We start from the raw sequence: 18,405 nt of genomic DNA, 5'->3' as shown, positions 1-18,405 counted from the left end.
GGGAGGTGCTGCCTGCTGGACAGAACCCGCTAATTTGCGGAGATCTGGCGCAGGACGTACTGCAGGATGCCGCCGTTGCGGTAGTAGTCCGCTTCACCGGGGGTATCGATGCGCAGCACGGCGTCGAAGGACTTTGCGGATCCGTCTTCGGCGGTGGCGGTGACCTTCAGGGTCTTCGGCGTGGTGCCCTCGTTCAGGGCGGTGACGCCTTCAACGGAGAACGTTTCCGTGCCGCTCAGGCCCAGGGTTGCGGCTGATTCGCCCGCCGGGAACTGCAGCGGCAGGACGCCCATGCCGATCAGGTTGGAGCGGTGGATACGCTCGTAGCTCTCGGCGATGACAGCCTTGACACCCAGCAGGGCGGTACCCTTGGCAGCCCAGTCACGGGATGAGCCGGAACCGTATTCCTTGCCGGCCAGGACCACCAGCGGGGTGCCGGCTGCCTGGTAGTTCTGCGCAGCGTCGTAGACGTAGGCCTGCGGGCCGCCTTCCTGGGTGAAGTCGCGGGTGAAGCCACCTTCGACGCCGTCCAGGATCTGGTTCTTGATGCGGATGTTCGCGAACGTTCCGCGGATCATCACTTCGTGGTTGCCGCGGCGGGAACCGTAGGAGTTGAAGTCCTTGCGCTCCACGCCGTTGGCCAGGAGGTACTGTCCGGCGGGGGTGTCGGACTTGAAGGAACCGGCCGGGGAGATGTGGTCGGTGGTGACCGAGTCGCCCAGCTTCAGGAGCACGCGTGCACCCGCGATGTCCTTGACCGGCTCCGGCTGCGCCTTCATGCCCTCGAAGTACGGGGGCTTCCGGACGTAGGTGGAGCTCGGATCCCAGGCGAAGGTGTCACCGGCAGGGGTGTCGAGCGCCTTCCAGCGGTCGTCGCCGTCGAAGACGCCCTCGTAGCCCTTGGCGAACATTTCCTTGTCGATCGAGGAATCGATGACCTGCTGGACCTCAACCGGGTTGGGCCAGATGTCCTTCAGGAAGACATCGTTGCCGGCCTGGTCCTGGCCCAGGGCGTCGGTTTCGAAATCGAAGTCCATGGAACCGGCCAGGGCGTAGGCGATGACCAGCGGCGGGGAGGCCAGGTAGTTCATCTTGACGTCAGGGTTGATGCGGCCTTCGAAGTTGCGGTTGCCCGAGAGGACGGCCGCGACGGCGAGGTCGTTGGCCTGGATGGCCTCCGAGACTTCGGTTTCCAGCGGACCCGAGTTGCCGATGCAGGTGGCGCAGCCGTAGCCCACGATGTAGAAGCCGAGCTTCTCCAGGTAGGGGGTCAGGCCGGACTTCTCGTAGTAGTCGGTGACCACCTTGGAGCCGGGTGCGACGGACGTCTTGACCCACGGCTTGGACGTGAGGCCCTTGTCCACGGCGTTGCGGGCCAGGACCGCGGCGGCCAGCATGACCGAGGGGTTGGACGTGTTGGTGCAGGAGGTGATGGAGGCGATGGTGACTGCACCGTGGTCCAGTTCGAATTCGCGTCCGTCAGCCATCTTCACGGGCACCGGCTTGGTGATGCGGCCCGCTCCCCCGTGCCCTGCCGAGTACTTCGGGGGCTCGCGGTCAGTGTCGGAGACGTGGGTTGCGCCGCTGGTGAAGGAGGGCGAGTCAGAGGCCGGGAAGGTCTCCTCGAGCGATTCGTCCAAGGTACCGGCGTCGGCATCGTGCGAGACGTAGTTCTTCAAGTCGTGGCGGAACTCGTCCTTGGCCTCGGTCAGCTCGATGCGGTCCTGCGGGCGCTTGGGGCCGGCGATCGACGGAACAACCGTGGACAGGTCCAACTCCAGGTACTCGGAGAACTTAATCTCGCGGGTTGCGTCGTGCCAGAGGCCCTGTTCCTTGGCGTAGGACTCAACGAGCGCAACGTTCTGCTCGGAGCGGCCGGTGAGGCGCAGGTAGTCCAGGGTGACGTCATCGATCGGGAACATGGCTGCCGTGGAACCGAATTCCGGGCTCATGTTGCCGATCGTGGCGCGGTTGGCCAGCGGCACAGCCGCGACGCCTTCGCCGTAGAACTCCACGAACTTGCCCACGACGCCGTGCTTGCGCAGCATTTCGGTGATGGTCAGCACCACGTCGGTTGCCGTGGCGCCGGCAGGGATGCTGCCGCTGAGCTTGAAGCCCACAACACGCGGAATCAGCATGGAAACGGGCTGACCGAGCATGGCCGCCTCGGCTTCGATGCCGCCGACGCCCCAGCCGAGCACGCCCAGGCCGTTGACCATGGTGGTGTGCGAGTCGGTACCGACGCAGGTGTCGGGGTAGGCACGCACCACGCCGTCAACTTCGCGGGTCATCACGGTGCGGGCCAGGTACTCGATGTTGACCTGGTGCACGATGCCGGTTCCCGGGGGGACAACCTTGAAGTCGTCAAACGCCGTCTGGCCCCAGCGCAGGAACTGGTAACGCTCCCCGTTGCGCTGGTATTCGATCTCCATGTTGCGCTCCAGTGCGCCGGAGTTGCCGAAGGCATCGATCTGGACCGAGTGGTCAATGACCATTTCGGCCGGTGCCAGCGGGTTCACCCGCTTGGGGTCGCCGCCCAGTTCCTTGACCGCTTCGCGCATCGTCGCCAGGTCAACCACGCAGGGAACGCCGGTGAAGTCCTGCATGATCACGCGGGCCGGCGTGAACTGGATTTCTGTATCTGGCTGGGCGTTGGGATCCCAGCCTGCCAAGGCGCGGACGTGATCGGCAGTGATGTTCGCGCCGTCCTCGGTCCTCAACAGGTTTTCAAGCAATACTTTGAGGCTGAACGGAAGGTTTTCTGCACCTTCAACGGAGTTCAACCGGAAAATTTCATACTCGGTTCCGGCTACATTAAGTTTGCCTTTTGAACCGAAGCTGTCCACAGTGCTCATCGCAGGACTCCTCTCGCAACAGTTTCATCTTTGTCGCGCGGTTGACCGCCTGCTAGTTAGGAGGCCCTAATTATGTTCAAGGCCCGAAAATTGCACACGGCCGGCCGTGATTACGGAGCGCGACGTGGGACTACTACCGCCATAGTAGTCGAAATACGTTAGGGCATCAGGGAACCGGAGTGAGCAAAGCCACCGTCTCGAGGTGGTGGGTGTGGGGGTAGAGGTCGAAGGCCCGCAGGGCCGAGAGCTCCCAGCCGGCCTGCCGGAAGTACCCCACGTCACGGGCGAACGACGCCGGGTCGCAGGACACATAGGCAATGGCGCGCGGGTGCGAGGCAACAAGCTGCCCCACCACGGCTTTCCCGGCGCCTGCCCGGGGCGGGTCAAGGACCAGGGCATCGAAATCCCGCGGTTTCTGGCGCAGGACACGCTCCACCCGGCCCTGGATGATCTCCACGTGCGGCGCTGCGTGCAGGTTCTTTCGTGCATCCCGGCTGGTGCCCGGGGCGCCTTCAACGGACAGGACGGAACCGGTTTCACCCACTGCATCGGCAAGGACCGCCGTGAAAAGGCCCGCTCCGGCGTACAGGTCCGCCACGACGGCGCCGGGATGCAGGAAGCCGCCGCCCTGAAGGAATTCTGTGACAGCCCCCACAAGTGTCCCGGGCGCGTCGCGGTGGATCTGCCAGAACCCGGCGCCGGTCACCCGGTAGTCGTGGCCGGCCGCTGATTCCTGCACCCACTGCCGTCCGCGCACCCGCTCAACGGCCTCTGTCAGGGGATCAAAAGCAGCCACGGATACGTCGTCGGGCAGTTGGGCGGCGATGGCGTTGAGCCGTTTCGGCTTGGTGCCCTCCGCCGGGGCCAGCAGTACCAGCGGGCGCGAGCCGTTGGCAGGCGCAGCCACCTCCACCCGGTCCACGCCCTGCAGGTCGATGTCCCACAGGCGCAGGTCATTAATGGCATCGATGGCCAGCGGCATCTCACGCACGGGGATGATGTCGCCGGACCGGTGGGCGTGCATGCCCAGTTTGCCGCCGGGGGTGACCGAGAAGCTCGCCCTGGTCCGCCACCCGAGGCCGCTGCCGCCGTCGGACGCGTCCCCTACTGCCTCCACGGACGTTCCTGCCCAGCTGTCCGGCAACTGCTCGACGCCGGCGAGCCGCTTGAGCTGTTCGGTGAGCACATCTGCCTTGAGGCTGCGCTGGCGGGCCAGTGCAATGTGGCCGAACTCGGCTCCGCCAACCGGCGGGTGGCCGTGCCCCCAGGCGCGGCGTGAATCGGCCGGGTGCCAGAAATGGTCCATCCGGTCCGGCGAGGCTTCAAGGACGTCCACCACGTCAGCCCGCCAGAACTTGGCCTTGTCGTCGGCGTCGGTGAGCCTGGCCCGCACCTTCTCGCCGGGGATGGCGTGGCGGACAAATATGACGCGGCCCTCGTGCCGGGCCACGCAGTGGCCGCCGTGGGCAACGGGCCCGACGTCGAGCACTACTTCGGTGCCGGTTTCTCCGGTGGGTGCCGGCTGGGTTTGTGTCTTTGCGGTCATTGCACGTCCTGCAGGTTCTTCGCTTCTTCGGATGATTTGAGCTGCCACGGAACGCTGGCCACCATCACGCCGGGCTCAAAGTGCAGCCGGGTCTTGATGCGCAGGGCGGTCTGGTTATGGACCAGTTGCTCCCACCACTTACCCACCACGTACTCGGGGATGTACACCACCACGAGGTCCCGGGGTGAATCCCGCCGCATCTGCTTGACGTACTCCATGATGGGCGTGACGGTCTCCCGGTAGGGGCTGGCCAGCACGGTCAGCGGCACCGGAATGTCCAGCTTCTCCCAGTCAGCCACCGTGTGCGCCGTTTCCTCGGGATCGATGTCCACGGTGATGGCGTCCAGCCTTGATGGCCGGGAAGCGCGTGCGTAAGCCAGGGCCCGGAGGACGGGCTTGCGGACGTGGGACACCAGCAGGACGGCATGGACGCGGGTGGGCAGGGCACGCGGTGAGGAATCCGCGTCCACTGCCAGTTCCCTGGCCACATTGTCATAGTGCGCCCGGATGCTCCACATGATCAGGAAGAGGACGAACATGGCGAGCAGCGCGATCCAGGCGCCCTGCTCGAACTTGGTAATGAGCACAATCACCAGCACCAGGGCGGTCATGCCGAAGCCCACGGTGTTGATGGCCCGGGACTTCGCCATCCGGCGCCGCACAGCCTTGTCCTTGGCCAGTTTCAGTTCCCGGCCCCAGTGCCGGATCATGCCCAGCTGGCTGGCGGTGAAGGAGATAAAGACGCCCACGATGTAGAGCTGGATGAGTTTTGTGACATCGGCGTTGAACGCGATGATCAGCACCAGGGCGCCGGCGGCGAGGGCCAGGACGCCGTTGCTGAAGGCGAGCCGGTCGCCCCTGGTGCGGAGCTGGCGCGGAAGGTAACCGTCCTGGGCGAGGATGGAGCCCAGGACAGGGAAGCCGTTGAAGGCGGTGTTGGAGGCGAAAACCAGGATGACGCCGGTGGCAGCCACCACGATATAGAACGGGATGGAGCCGGGGCCAAAGATAGTCTGTGCGATCTGGCTGATGGCCGGGTTCTGGATGTAGTCCTCGGGCAACGGGTTTCCGTTGAGCAGGAACTCCTTGGCCGGGTCCAGCACAATGTGGACCTTGATGGCGTTGGCCAGGTAGATGATGCCCGCCAGCATGGCTGCGCCGATAACGCCCAGCAGCAGCAGCGTGGTGGCGGCGTTTTTGCTCTTGGGGACTTTGAAGTTGGGGACGCCGTTGCTGATGGCCTCCACTCCGGTGAGTGCCGCGGCCCCGGAAGAGAAGGCACGCAGCAGGAGGAAGGCGCCCGCCAGGCCCACCAGCCCCTCGTCGAAGCCCGCCGCGGGGACAATGGTGAAGGCTGCGGACGGTGCTTCGCCCAGTTGCCCGGTGGCGGCCTGGAAAATGCCTACAGCGGTCATACCGAAGATGGATGCCATAAAGATGTAGGTGGGAACCGCGAACACGCTGCCGGCTTCCTTGATGCCGCGCAGGTTGACCAGGGCGAGGATGACGACGCCGATCGTGGCAATCACGGCCTGCCGGCCGTGCAGGGACGGGATCGCCGTCGTCAGGTACGCGGCCGCCGAGGACATGGACACCGCGACGGTCAGCACGTAATCCACCAGCAGGGCGGACGCCACCGTGAGGCCGGCGAACTTGCCCAGGTTCTCGTTGGCGATCTCGTAGTCGCCGCCGCCGGAAGGGTACGCGTGGACATTCTGCCGGTATGAGGCCACCACCGTCAGCAGCACCACCATCACGGCCAAACCAACCCACGGCGAGAACGCCACAGCGCTGACACCGGCCAGGGCCAGGGTCAGCAGGATTTCGTCCGGCGCATAGGCCACCGAGGACAGCGCGTCCGACGCGAAAATCGGAAGTGCGATCTTTTTCGGAAGCAGGGTGTGGGCCATCCGGTCGTTCCGGAACGGCCGTCCCACCAGCACGCGCTTGACCGCGTTGAATATTGTCAGCACCCCACAAAGCTAGTCTGATTCCCGGGCTGTGTCATGACGGCCGGTGAACAGCGGCATTCCGGGCCCTGACGGTAGAGTTCTAGCGGCAGGACGAACCGGAAAGAAACAAGAGGAGATACTGGTGGCGCATTTCGTGATCATGGGATGTGGCCGGGTAGGGGCCACGCTGGCGCACACCCTTGAAGACGCCGGGCACTCCGTGGCCATCATCGACCAGGACGACCGCGCTTTCCGCAGGCTCCGCCAGGGCTTCACGGGCCGCAAGGTCACCGGAGTGGGGTTCGACCGGGACACCCTCAAGCAGGCCGGCGTCGCCGAAGCGTACGCCTTCGCCGCAGTCTCCAGCGGTGACAATTCCAACATCCTTGCCACCCGCGTGGCCAGGGAAACGTTCCATGTCCCCCATGTTGTCGCCAGGATCTACGATCCCGGCCGGGCCGAAATCTACCAGCGCCTGGGAATCCCCACCGTGGCGGCGGTCCGCTGGAGCGCAGACCAGGTGCTGCGGCGCATCCTTCCCGAACAGCACCTGGCCGGCGATTTCCGGGAGCCTTCAGGACGCCTGGTGCTGGCCGAACTGGATCTCGACGCCGGCTGGATCGGCCACCGGATCAGCAGCATCGAAAAGGCGGCCGCCATCCGCATCGCGTACCTCACCCGCTTCGGCGAAGGATTGCTTCCCGACGCCGGTACTGCCTACCAGGACGGCGATACCGTCCACGCCATGCTGCAGGTAGACCGCAGCGCCCAAGTCGCCCAGATCCTCGCCAAAGCACCCGCCAAGGAGTACCAATGAAAGTTGTGATTGTGGGTGCCGGCAGTGTCGGGTCGTCCATCGCCCGGGAACTCCTGGCGCACAAGCACGAAATCCTGCTGATCGACCTCAAGCCTGAGGTCATTGGGCGCAGCGGGCTCCGCGGCGCCCACTGGCTGGTGGGCGACGCCTGCGAGCTGAGTACGCTGCAGGGCGCCAAGGTGGAGGACGCTGACGTGGTGGTGTCGGCAACCGGTGATGACAAGGTCAACCTGGTGGTGTCCCTGCTGGCGAAAACCGAATTCGGAGTTGGCCGCACTGTGGGCCGGGTGAACAATCCCAAGAACGACTGGATGTTCAACGATTCATGGGGCGTGGACGTTGCCGTTAACACTCCCCAGCTGATGACGGCGCTGGTGGAGGAAGCTGTGGAGATTGGCGACCTCGTCCGGCTGCTGACGCTCCAGACCGGCGTGTCCTCACTGGTGGAGTTCACCGTTCCGCACGACTCCCACGTTATCGGCAGTACGGTGGGCGACATCCAGTGGCCCGAGGACTCCACCCTGGTGGCCATCCTCCGGGACCACGCACCGATTACGCCGAGCCGCGACGACGTTATTGACGGTGGCGACGAACTGTTCTTTGTCACCACCATTGCCGCGGAGGACGAGCTTCGCGCGCTGCTCTCTCCCGATTCTTCGGAACCGCCGCGGCCGCGGGTTGACGCCGGCACGGGCCACGCAGAGCAGCAGAGCCCGGAGGACGACGGGTTCGACGGCTAGTTCTGTTCGACGGCTAGTCGCGGGCTGTTGCGTCCGTTGAGGCTGCGCCGTCCTCTGCCCCCGTGCTTGCCGGTGCCGGCCGGGTGATGAGCCAGGCCACCCAGATGCCCAGGATGTACAGCGGAGCGCCCATAATGAGCCTGGTGGTGGCGAGGGCGGCCAGCCCCTCGGGTCCCAGGAGATAGAGCGGTACCTGGACCACAAGCCGGAGCACCAGGACGGCAACGATGATCCAGGTGCCGAGCCGGTAAGCCTTGAGCCGCGCGGGTTCCTTGCGCCAGTCCAGGCCCTCGTTGCGGATGAACCCGAACAACAGCCCGGCCACCGGCCACTTGACCAGGATCGAAATCACCATGGCCACGATGTAGGCCGCGTTGGTGAAAAAGCCCGGCAGGTAGAAGTCCTCAGCCTTGCCGGTAGTGTTCGCCAGCCAGGCGGAAATGCCCACGCCCACCACACCCGCCAATGCCTGCGTCAGGGGGCGCCGCTGCACCAGCCGGACCACGGTGAACGCCGCGGCAGCGGCCAAGGCGGCCACGAGTGAAACAGTGAGGTCCCGGCTGATGGTGTACGCCACGAGGAACACCAGGCCCGGCAGGATACTTTCGGCAATACCCTGGACTCCGCCGGCGCTGCGCAGTACGTCCACACGTCCGTCATGCGTGCGGTGCAGCCCCGCCTTCGCAGCGTATTCGGCAGCAAGTCCTGCCATCGGCGACGGCGTCTCGCCCTCGCCAGGGATCCGCCCCTCTTCCGGTTTTGCCTGGCCGGCCTCCTGGCCGTCGGGTCCAGGTCCAGTGGAAGGGTCTGGATTGGGCACGGTCATTCATTCTCCTGGCGGGACAGTATTTCGTAGCGTGGGTTGAACATCGTGGGCAGGCCCTGCACCGCCGAGAGCATTCCTTCCAGCCGCACCTCGGTGCCGGCGTCGATACCGGGTACGCGCCGCCGTCCCAGCCATACCACGCGCAGCCTGGCGGGCTGTCCTGCAGCGGCGCCGGCGGTGCGGTGGCGGGCATCGGCGTCGGAGACCATGGCGCTGAACTCCGCGGTCCGGTCGGTTGGAACGTAGGTGACCGATTCGATCCACCCGCGGCACACAACGCGTCCCTTGACCGGCAACTGGCTGAGGGGAACATCTCCGCTGTCGCCAAGCGGGGCTCCACCTGATGCGATATCAGCCAATCTGGGTGATTTCAGGACCACGTTCAGGTTCCTGCAGTGATGGTTCCGGACGTGCTGCCGCGCCTGGCGGCGGCGTCGGGGTAGCGTCCTTGGGCAGGCGCAGCTGCAGCAGATCGCGCGGCGGCATCGGGTTGTCTCCCCGGATCACCACTACCTGCCGGAACAGTGCTTCGAGGGGTTCCGCGGCGGGCCGTTCCAGTGCCGCGGCTCCGCCCAGGACGCCGCGCAGGAACCAGCGGGGGCCGTCCACGCCAATGAAGCGGGCCACCCGGTAGCCCTGGCTCCCGTCCGGCAGGCCTGCGGGCAGTTTTGCCACGAGCTCGGTTCCGAAGGGACCGTCGATCTCCTCCACCTGGCCGCCCTGGACACCGACGGACTGGCCGATTTGTTCCCGGATCTCGTCCCAGAGGCCCTCGCTCTTGGGGGCTGCGAATGCCTGGAGCTGGAGGCTGGAACCGTTCAGGTCCATGGTGACCGCGACGACGCGCTGCGTCGCTTCTTCCACCTCGAGCCGGAGCTGGAGCCCTTCACTGGGGGTGATCAGGAGCGCGCCCAGGTCAACGTAGCCATCACGGCTGCTGATTTCTGACTCATCGAAAGGGCCGTCCGCACGGTGTCCGGAACTGTCCTTCGCCTCCTGCGCGGTCTCCGCGGCAGGCAACAGTTCATCCGGTTCGGCTGCTTGTTCCTTCTTGGCTTTCCTGCCGAGCCCAAAGACCATTTGGGTGTCTCCTTAGTTGGTTGCCGGGCTGGCCCGTGGGGGTCCCGCCGTGGTGCTTTATGACCGTCCGGCAGGAAACATTCCTGACCTGGGAACGGCTGGGGGGAAGAAAAAGGTTCAGGCGCCTGGCACGTTGAAGCCGCCCGTGGAACCGAATCCTCCCGAGCCACGCACGGACCCGCTCAGTTCGTCGACAGCGACGAACTGCGCGTACTCAACACGCTGAATGACCATCTGGGCAATTCTATCGCCGCGGCGCAGCTCGATGCTTTGCGTCGCATCGGTGTTCAGCAGGGTGACGGAGATTTCACCGCGGTAGCCCGCATCCACCGTTCCCGGAGCGTTCACGATGGTGAGGCCGTGTTTGGTGGCCAGGCCCGAGCGGGGGTGGATCAGCGCAACGAAGCCGTCGGGGAGGGCGATGGCCACGCCCGTGGGGACAAGTTTCCGCTCCCCCGGTTTCAGGACAACATCCTCGCGTGCACGGAGGTCCGCACCGGCGTCGCCCGGGTGGGCATAGGACGGCGCCTCAAGCTCCGGGTCGAGCATCTTCAGCTGGACCTGCAGGGTGGGAGCGCCGAGGGTGGCCGGAACCGCGGACGCGGCGGCTTCGTCAGGGAACGTGTCTACTGTGGCGGGATGATCAGTCACAGTCACTCACTCTAACCCGCGCCCCCAAATCAGTCCTAGGTCCACCGGCCGGGAGCGCGGTACCGGCGGGGGTTTCGCTTCTCACGGGGTACCGGTGAGGGAAGGGTTGCGTGCAAGGGAAACAGCCGGGTTGAGCCAAGGTGAAATAGCCGGGCAAAAATGGAAAGCTTGGCTTATGCCCGAATCAACCTCCCCTGCGCCCGTGCCCGAGATACCTTCCCCAGGGGCGCCGGTGATCTATCGGGAGAAGCTGTGGCCCAACGTGTGGATCTGGATCATCTCTGCCGGTGTGGCGGGGGCCGGCATCCTGGTGTTCGCACCCATCAGCATGACGGCGGGATACACGGCCGCAGCGGTGCTCTTCGCAATCATCGCCATCCTCCTGGTCCTGTCCACCCCGGCCATTGTGGTGACTGACGATTCGCTGACCGTGGGCCGGGCCAGCATTGAACGGCGTTTTGTGGGTGCAGTGGAGGCGTTCCGGAAAGAGGAGGCCACGGCAGAACGCGGAACCCGGCTCAACGGATTGGCCTACCTGTGCATCCGGGGCTGGATTGACCCCGTGGTCAAGATCCAGATCACGGATCCGTCGGACCAGACCCCGTATTGGCTGACCTCCTCGCGGCATCCGGACAAACTGACGGCGGCCTTGGCACGCAGGTGACCCGGGCTGCCTGCCCTGGCGCATAAGTGACGCCGACTGCAGGTGCCAGTCCCGCCGTCGTACTGCCTGCGCTTGCTGCCCAACACATTCCAAGGCTGCAGGCGTCGCGTTTGAGTCCGTATGGAAGACCAGTGGCTTTGCCAGTTGCAGCTCCCCAGCACAGCGGGCAGCCGGAATATCGCGGCGCGCCCTGCCCCTTGACCCAAAACGGGTTCACCGGGTGGCAGAGTTTCGGTTGATAGTAATGCCAGGGTGGAGGATTTGTATGCAGGATCTACGGCTTGTAGGCGTACACGACGACGGGACGCATCTCCTGTTGAGCGGGGCCGGCGGCGAGATGTTCCAGCTGCCGATCGATGAAGCGCTGAGGACCGCAAGCAGGCCTGCTCCCAGGCCTGCTGCCGAGCGGCCCGCCATTCCCCTGTCCCCGAGGGACATCCAGGCCCGTATCCGGGCCGGCGCCACGGCTGCGGAGGTGGCCGAGCTGTCCGGCCTGCCGCTGGCAAAAGTGGAACGCTACGAGGGACCCGTACTGGCGGAACGCGAGTACGTGGCCCAGCAGGCCCGCAAGGTGGAAGTGGCTTCCCCTTCGCCCGGCCACGACATCTACCGGTCCGCGTTCGGCGACAATCCGGCCACCCTGGATGACATGGTCGCCCACAGGCTTTCTGCCCACGGCATCGACCCCTCCTCCGTGGAGTGGGATTCCTGGCGGCGCCAGGATGGCACGTGGACAGTATCGGCCAGTTTCGAGGCAAACACCGGTGGAAAAGCCGGGATCGGTGAAGAACCGCCAGCACTTTGGACATTCAGTCCTACCCGGAAGTCGCTGCACAATGCCAACCGTTGGGCCCAGCAGCTCAGCGAGCTCGAGCCCCTGGACGGGCCCGTTCCGGCCCGAAGGCTCTCCGCCGTCACCGACCGCCCCTTCGACTTTGAAACCGACGCCGATTCCACCCGCCCGTCACCGGGCGCCGAGGGCCAACCCGACGGCAAGGAATCGGATGGACTTTTGGACATGCTGCGGTCCCGCCGGGGCCAGCGGCTGGGTGTGGACGAGGATTCCGACGACGCCCTGGCGCTGCTGCTGACCCATGGCGTCCCCGCCGCCCACCCCCGGCCGTCGGAGGTCATCCCCGAGGCTGAGGAGCATGCCGACGAGTCGCCAGAGGAAACCACCGAAACTCCAGCCGCCCAGGCCAACTCCTTCACCCGGCGGCGTGATGCCAGGCCTTCCATGTTGTCGCGGCTCAGCCTCATACCTCCGCACCGGGAGGCGATGGAAGATGCCCTCAAACTGCACGACGGCGTCAGCACCCAAACCCGCGAGATCACCATTGTGGCCTCCCCCCAGCGGCCCTCGGGCGGCACTCAGGGGCAGGTTTCCGGGGACGAAGGCAGCAGTGAGGCTGGCGGGAGCGCCGCTGCCTCTTCCGAAAGCGTCAATCCCTCCAGTGGCGCTGGCCTGAACGAGTTACTGGGCAACAACCCGCGGCGTCCGGCTCCCCGGCCCGACGACAGCTCCCCCGTTACCGGCCAGCTCCCGGAAACCAGCGCACCCGAGCGCCAGCCGGGCAGGCCCAAGCGTTCGAGCGTTCCGTCCTGGGACGAGATTGTGTTCGGCACGCGCAGCGAGTAGGCGGTCAGAGGCCGGGCACCCAGCGTAGGTGCCGGGGTCATCTGTGTAGCTTGCGTCAGAGCGACGAAGGAGCAGTAAGCGGCAAAAGTCGCCGGCGCCGAAGCGCAGCAGCGCCATGTGGCGTCGCCGCGGAGAGTCAGGCCGGCCCTAAGCCCCTGATGCTCCTGTACCGCCGGAGCCACGCCACAAGCACGCATCAACCTCGAACGGCAGCAGCGGATCCTGCCGGCCCATCAGGGCGGCCCCGTGGGCAGTCACCCGCCGCATGTAATGTCGGCGGCACAGCGTCTCGTATCCCACCACCGGATCATGGTCCAGCTCAGGCGTTCCAGGGGCGGCGTCCATCGCCATGTCCACATCACCAACCACCACTTGCGCACCCTCGGTGACCATCACGCCGTCGACCGTCCTGGCATTGTGCGTGGCGCGGCGGCCGCACCAGCACAGTGCCTCCACCTGCAGGACCTGCACCCGGTCCGCCAACTCCACGAGCCGCTGGGAGCCCGGAAACAGTCTGGTGCGGAAGTCTGCGGTGATGCCGAACGCGAAGACGTCCACGTCAATCTCGTCCACCACCTTCGCCAGCTGTTCCACCTGCTCCGGCGTGTAGAACTGGGCCTCGTCACAAATCAGGTAATCGATGCGCTGCCCCTGGGTGCGGCGCAGCATGACTTCCTCCCAGAAGTCCGTGCTGTCCAGCACCTCTACGGCGTCGGTCTGCAGGCCCAGGCGGCTGGAGATCCGTGATTCCCCGGCGCGGTCGTTCCGGCTGAACCGTACGCCGCCGCGTCCCCTGGCGCGGTGGTTGTGGTCCATCTGCAGGGCCAAGGTGGACTTTCCGCAGTCCATGGTGCCGGAGAAAAAGACCAGTTCAGCCACGCCGGGGGCTCCTGCCGCCGGCTGGGAAGCAGAGCAGGGGGACCTCCCGCTCAGCCTTGGTCAAGGAACCGTGCTGGCCTACCACTTCCATGGCGGCGGGACGGACACGGCGGGTGTCGTACAGCGCCAGTGGATCCCGTGCAGCGATCATCACGTCACCGATCCTGCCTTCGACGGCGGGACGCACCGTACCGAAGAGGCCCGCCGCAATGGCGTCCTCCCTGGTGAAGGCCCAGATCCGGTCACCGAAACGCGCCCGCCATGCCGCGAGCAGCCGGTCCCGGACGTCCGGGCCGGTTCCATTTTCAAGGTAAAGGTGGACCATCCTCGGTTCGCCGGCCGTGTGCCGGACCCCCTCCAGCAGCGCAGGTTCGGCGGAGTAGTCGATCCGTTGCTGCTCGGGGACATCCAGCATGCCGTGGTCCGCCGTGAGCAGGATAGTGGTGCCTGCGGGCAGGGTATTACTCAGGCGCTTCACGGTGGCGTCGAGCTCTTCGAGCTGGTGCTCCCATTGCTCGGACTGGCAGCCGTGGCGGTGCCCGGCTTTGTCCAGTTCGTTCACGTAGAAGTACATCAGCGACGGACCCGCAGAGGCCATGGCCTCGGCTGCGGAGGCCGTGCGGGCATGCGAAGTGACTCCGGAAATATGCCTGCCGCCACGCAGGGCGGCGCGGGTCATGGGGGAATCCGCGAACTGCGGAAGGCTCACGGTGGTGACATCCACATGCTCCGCAGCGCGTTCGAGCACGGTGGGAAAGGGCTGCCAGGCGGCGGGGTCGACGCCGGGATCCCAGTTCCCCAGCAGGTTGACCACCTTGTCCTGCCGCGGATCGAGGACGTCGTAGCCCACCATGCCGTGCTGGCCCGGAGCCTGGCCGGTGCCGAAGCTGGATAAGGCCGCTGCGGTGGTGGACGGAAAGGTGGAATCGAGCCATACGGGAACTTCGCCCTGCCCGGCCTGCATCACGGAGCGCAGGAACGGCGTGTGGGCGGATTTCTGCTTCAGCAGGTTCCGGCCCAGCCCGTCGGCGAGGACAACGCACACCCGCGAGGCTGCCGGAAGGCCGAGCGTGTTGGCGAACCCGTCCAAACCCATGCTGGCCGCGGCGCTCGTGAGCACCTCGGCAATGGAACGCTGCCCGTATGCGGGGGCCGGCGGCATAACAAACTCGAGGCCTGGCCGGGCGGGCGGAACGATATCTGTCGGCTGGCGGTCTTCGGGCATCAGCGCTGCTGGTGCCCGCGGCTGAGGCGGTTGCCGAAAACACCGGCACGCGGCCGCGGCGGCATGGACTGGACGTGCGGCTGCGGGGCCGGCGACCCTGTGTTCACGGCCCGAAGTGCCCGGGCAAAGAGCTTGGCGTCCTGGACTGCCTGCAGCCCGTCCGCCTCGGCGCTGATCCGCAGGACGATGTCCTCCTGGGCAATGGTGCCGCTGTAGCCGTGGTCTGCTTCGCACTGGGGGTCGCCGCAACTGGCGGGTCCCATATCCAGGCGCTGCCCGCCGGACCACGCAATGGACAAGGTGACTTCGCGGACGGGGTCGGAAGGCTTGTAGTTCTGCGGCTGCGAGTACATGTAGCTGAGCACCACGGAGCGGATCTGGGCCACGGGGACGGATTCAGTGGAAATTTGGGCCACAATCTGTTCGCCGGCTTCATCAAGCTGCTGGTCATCGACGTGGGTGATGACAAGCATGTCCGCGGTCAGTACCAGCACCGTAATGTGGCGGCGGACTTCGGCGCGGTCGAAGTGGGTCTCCAGGTGCACCAGGTGCGCCACGCAGTCGCGGCCGTCCAGGGCGTCGTCCACAACATCTGCCACGAGGCGGGGGTAGAAGCCGGCCTTCTGCAGGGCGCCTTCCAGGCTCTGGCCTTGTGCGGTGTGGCTGTGTGAGCTGTGGTGGCGGACTGCCTGGGTTTCGTTGCCGGGCGTTTCGGGCGCCGAAGCGGGAGGCTGTGAGCTCATTACCCCATTTTCACAGATCGGCCGGACTCTTGCTAACCGCGTCAGCCCAGCATGGCCCTGCGCGCGCTGTCCGTGCGCTGGGCGGGGTTGCCGATCCGGATGTCCGCGGCAAGGATGGTCAAACCCGACGTGCCGCACAGGACCGGGTTGAATTCCACCAGGGCGATTTCTGGATGGTTGTCCTTCAGCCAGGCAAGCCGGCCGGCCAGGTCCTCCAGCGCAGCCACATCCACGGCCGGCAGGCCCTGGTAACCGAACAGCTTCCGCGAGGCACGCGGGCCGCGGATGAAGTCGTCCACGTCCGCCGCGGACAATGGCGGCACCCGGTGCGACCAGTCGTCCAGCAGGTTCACGGCGTCCCCGGCGAGCCCGAACGAGATGACCGGCCCCAGCAGCGGGTCCTCGATGGCCCGGAACGTGCACGCCTGGCCAACCGGGGCCATGCTCTGCACTTCCAGCGCGGGGTCGCCATAGTTGGACAGGACCCGCCGCATCTGCAGTACGTTCTGCCGCAGCGAATCGGCATCCTGGATGTCCAAACGCACGCCGCCGAGGTCAAGCCGGTGCCGCAAGGCAGGATCGGTGGTCTTCAACACCACCGGCCAGCCAAGCGATTCCGCCGCCTGCACTGCCTCATCCGCAGTGTCAAAGCCCACGGAAGGCAGCACCGTGATGCCGTAGTGGCCCAGCAATGAGGCGGTAGCTGCAGGATCCAGGCGTTTGAGCTGCTCGCCCTTAACGTCCCGCAGCAGGGCTTCGAGTTCGGTCCGCGCGAGCTCCGGGCTGCAGCCGTCGGGCTCCACAAAATGGCCCTGGTCCCGGGACACCCATTCCGAGTACCTGGCCACAGCCGCGAGCGCAGCCACCGCAGCACCCGGATTGGAGAAGCAAGGCACGGCGCGTTCATGCGAACCCACCATTCCCTCCACGTAAATCGACGCGTCCAGGATGCCGGTGAACGCCGCCACCACGGGCTTGCCGGCTATGGCCGAACACTCGGCCAGTATTTCGGCGATGCTGTCCACGGTCAGTCCCCGCGCGGGCAGGAGCGCGGCCACCGCCGAGTGGACATCGTCCTGCTCCAGCACCTTGAGCAGGCTGGCGCGCAGGGCAGGCAGCGCAACCGACTGCCCGGCGTCGAGATCCACGCCCGTCACCAGTTCTTCGACGGTGAGCCCTTGGGACGAGGCGCTGTCCGCCACCACATTGCCCAGCGCGTGCGAGTTGCTGAAGATCGCGAGTCCCGGCCCCAGGGGAAGGGGCTGGCCGGACACCACCTGCGCCACGTCCATCAATTGCTCGATGGTTTCCACCCGGATCACTCCGGACTGGCGCAGCATGGCGTCCAGCGCCCCGGAAGGCGCCTGCGTGGTCCGGACGGCATGCCCCGGCGGCAGCCGCAGCCCCATGGCGTCGGACTTCGCAACGATCACCGGGCGGGTGCGGGCCAGCCGCCGTGCGAGCCGGGAAAACTTGCGCGGGTTGCCAATCGATTCAAGGTAAAGGCCGACGGCGGCCGTGTCGGGATCGTCTTCCCAGTACTGCATCATGTCGTTGCCCGAAACATCGGCCCGGTTCCCGGCTGACAGGAATGTGGAGAGTCCCAGCCGGCGCCGGCTCGAGGCAGCGTAGAGCGAGACACCAATCGCCGCTGATTGGCTGAACAGGCCCAGTCCCCCGCGCAGCGGCAGCGTAGGCGCCATGGAGGCGTTCAGGGACACGTCCGGGTTGGTGTTCACGATGCCCAGGGAGGCCGGCCCAATCACGCGCATGCCGCTGGCCCTCGCCTGCCGCACGAGGTCACGCTGGCGCAGAAGGCCGCGTTCGCCGTCGTCCGCGAAGCCTGCCGACGCCACCACAAGTCCCCTGACGCCCGCGGCTGCACAGTCCGCCACCACGGCGGGCACTTCCTCATAGGGCACGGCCACGACGGCAAGCTGGACGGGCTCCGGAACCTCGGACAGTTTGCCGAAGGACAGCATGCCGGCAAGCTCCAGCGCTTCGGGGTTGATCGCGTAGACCGGGCCGTGGAACCCGCCTTCGATGATGTGCTCCAGCAGCTGGTATCCCACCGTGCCCCATTTGCGGCTGGCACCGATGACGGCAATGGACGACGGCGTCAGCAGGTCCCGCACGCTCCTCGCCTCGGCACGGTGCTCGCGGGATTCCATCACCGCCCGCGACTTCTCGGTGGGATCGATGTTGAACTCGAGGCTGACCACACCGTCGTCGAAATGCCGCCGGACGTCGTACCCGGCGTCGGAGAACACCATCAGCATCTTCCGGTTCTCCGGCAGCACCTCGGCGCTGAACCGCCGGATCCCGTTTTCGTGGGCGGCCGCGGCCAGGTGTTCCAGCAGGATGGAGCCGATCCCCCGGCCCTGGTGGGCGTCGGAAATGTTGAATGCCACCTCGGCCTCGGCGGGGTCATCGAGCCGGTCATACCGGCCGATGCCGACAATTTCGCCGCGGATGGTGATCACAAAAGCCACCCGGTCTTTGTAGTCAACCTCCGTGAAGCGCTTAAGCTCTTTACTGGACAACCTGGCTTTGAACGCGAAGAAGCGCATGTAGATTGAGTCCTGCGACTGCCCGATATGGAAGGCCTGGACGGCATCGGCATCGGACGGGTGGATTGGCCTCAGGTGGGCCGTTCCGCCGTCACGCAGTACGACATCGGCTTCCCAATGTTCCGGATATTCGCCGTCCCCGGGCTGATCCACCATAGGCTTAGCCTAGCCAAAAACTATGGCAGCACACCCCCGTTCGCTGCTCAGTACCCAGAAGG

Annotated in this window: 15 protein-coding genes; 4 read left to right on the top strand and 11 right to left on the bottom strand. The window is 66.0% G+C overall.

The window, feature by feature from the left end:
* Positions 1-29 precede the first annotated feature (29 nt).
* From FNL14_RS04930 to FNL14_RS04920, 3 genes are all read right to left on the bottom strand, one after another.
* Positions 30-2,855: an aconitate hydratase gene (locus tag FNL14_RS04930; protein WP_142058129.1), complete on the bottom strand. Its 2,826-nt coding sequence runs from the start codon at positions 2,853-2,855 to the stop codon at positions 30-32.
* A 166-nt stretch (positions 2,856-3,021) separates the two neighbouring features.
* Positions 3,022-4,401, bottom strand: coding sequence for a class I SAM-dependent RNA methyltransferase (locus FNL14_RS04925; RefSeq protein ID WP_142058127.1), 1,380 nt, complete (start codon positions 4,399-4,401; stop codon positions 3,022-3,024).
* Complete coding sequence (locus FNL14_RS04920; RefSeq protein WP_255470700.1) at positions 4,398-6,374, bottom strand: APC family permease; 1,977 nt, start codon at positions 6,372-6,374, stop codon at positions 4,398-4,400. Before FNL14_RS04920 ends, FNL14_RS04925 begins: the two co-directional genes overlap by 4 nt.
* A 121-nt stretch (positions 6,375-6,495) precedes the next feature.
* On the opposite strand from FNL14_RS04920, the gene FNL14_RS04915 reads away from it, so the two are divergent.
* Together FNL14_RS04915 and FNL14_RS04910 are read left to right on the top strand one after the other, a co-directional pair.
* Positions 6,496-7,170 (top strand): TrkA family potassium uptake protein, encoded by a 675-nt coding sequence (locus FNL14_RS04915; RefSeq protein WP_142058125.1) that lies wholly within the window; start codon positions 6,496-6,498, stop codon positions 7,168-7,170.
* Entirely contained in the window at positions 7,167-7,910 is a 744-nt protein-coding gene (locus FNL14_RS04910; RefSeq protein ID WP_091420080.1) for a TrkA family potassium uptake protein, read from the top strand. Before FNL14_RS04915 ends, FNL14_RS04910 begins: the two co-directional genes overlap by 4 nt.
* Positions 7,911-7,923: 13 nt before the next feature.
* Here the strand turns inward: FNL14_RS04910 and FNL14_RS04905 are convergent, their stop codons facing one another.
* The 4 genes from FNL14_RS04905 to dut all read right to left on the bottom strand — a co-directional run bounded on the left by FNL14_RS04905 (position 7,924) and on the right by dut (position 10,467).
* The gene (locus tag FNL14_RS04905; protein ID WP_142058123.1) at positions 7,924-8,736 is read right to left on the bottom strand and encodes a DUF3159 domain-containing protein; all 813 of its coding nucleotides are present in this window, start codon (positions 8,734-8,736) and stop codon (positions 7,924-7,926) included.
* Positions 8,733-9,095 carry a hypothetical protein gene (locus FNL14_RS04900; protein WP_142058121.1) on the bottom strand — a complete coding sequence of 121 codons (363 nt, stop codon included), beginning with the start codon at positions 9,093-9,095 and terminating at the stop codon, positions 8,733-8,735. Before FNL14_RS04900 ends, FNL14_RS04905 begins: the two co-directional genes overlap by 4 nt.
* A complete protein-coding gene (locus FNL14_RS04895; protein WP_142058119.1) occupies positions 9,088-9,816 on the bottom strand; it encodes a DUF3710 domain-containing protein in 729 nt (242 codons plus the stop codon). Before FNL14_RS04895 ends, FNL14_RS04900 begins: the two co-directional genes overlap by 8 nt.
* Before the next feature lie 117 nt (positions 9,817-9,933).
* On the bottom strand, positions 9,934-10,467 hold the full coding sequence (gene dut, locus FNL14_RS04890; protein WP_142058117.1) for a dUTP diphosphatase: 534 nt from the start codon (positions 10,465-10,467) through the stop codon (positions 9,934-9,936).
* 175 nt (positions 10,468-10,642) lie between these two features.
* On the opposite strand from dut, the gene FNL14_RS04885 reads away from it, so the two are divergent.
* Positions 10,643-11,131, top strand: coding sequence for a DUF3093 domain-containing protein (locus FNL14_RS04885; protein WP_142058115.1), 489 nt, complete (start codon positions 10,643-10,645; stop codon positions 11,129-11,131).
* Between the two features lie 265 nt (positions 11,132-11,396).
* Positions 11,397-12,770, top strand: a complete 1,374-nt coding sequence (gene sepH / locus FNL14_RS04880) for a septation protein SepH (protein ID WP_142058113.1) — start codon at positions 11,397-11,399, stop codon at positions 12,768-12,770.
* Positions 12,771-12,917: 147 nt separating this feature from the next.
* On the opposite strand, the gene FNL14_RS04875 is transcribed toward sepH, so the two are convergent.
* From FNL14_RS04875 to FNL14_RS04860, 4 genes are read right to left on the bottom strand one after another with little or no spacing between them, the layout of a single operon-like run.
* Positions 12,918-13,649, bottom strand: a complete 732-nt coding sequence (locus tag FNL14_RS04875) for a thymidine kinase (protein ID WP_142058111.1) — start codon at positions 13,647-13,649, stop codon at positions 12,918-12,920.
* Complete coding sequence (locus FNL14_RS04870) at positions 13,642-14,874, bottom strand: nucleotide pyrophosphatase/phosphodiesterase family protein (RefSeq protein ID WP_142058109.1); 1,233 nt, start codon at positions 14,872-14,874, stop codon at positions 13,642-13,644. Before FNL14_RS04870 ends, FNL14_RS04875 begins: the two co-directional genes overlap by 8 nt.
* Positions 14,874-15,617 (bottom strand): DUF5998 family protein, encoded by a 744-nt coding sequence (locus FNL14_RS04865; RefSeq protein ID WP_142058107.1) that lies wholly within the window; start codon positions 15,615-15,617, stop codon positions 14,874-14,876. The genes FNL14_RS04870 and FNL14_RS04865 overlap by 1 nt, the downstream gene beginning before the upstream one ends.
* Before the next feature lie 41 nt (positions 15,618-15,658).
* Positions 15,659-18,343 (bottom strand): GNAT family N-acetyltransferase, encoded by a 2,685-nt coding sequence (locus FNL14_RS04860; protein ID WP_142058105.1) that lies wholly within the window; start codon positions 18,341-18,343, stop codon positions 15,659-15,661.
* Positions 18,344-18,405: the final 62 nt, after the last annotated feature.

This window comes from Pseudarthrobacter sp. B4EP4b, assembly GCF_006680095.1.
In the GTDB taxonomy this organism is placed as follows: Bacteria; Actinomycetota; Actinomycetes; order Actinomycetales; family Micrococcaceae; genus Arthrobacter.
The sequence above is the reverse complement of the archived record's forward strand: the minus strand, read 5'-3'. Positions and strand labels throughout refer to the sequence as shown.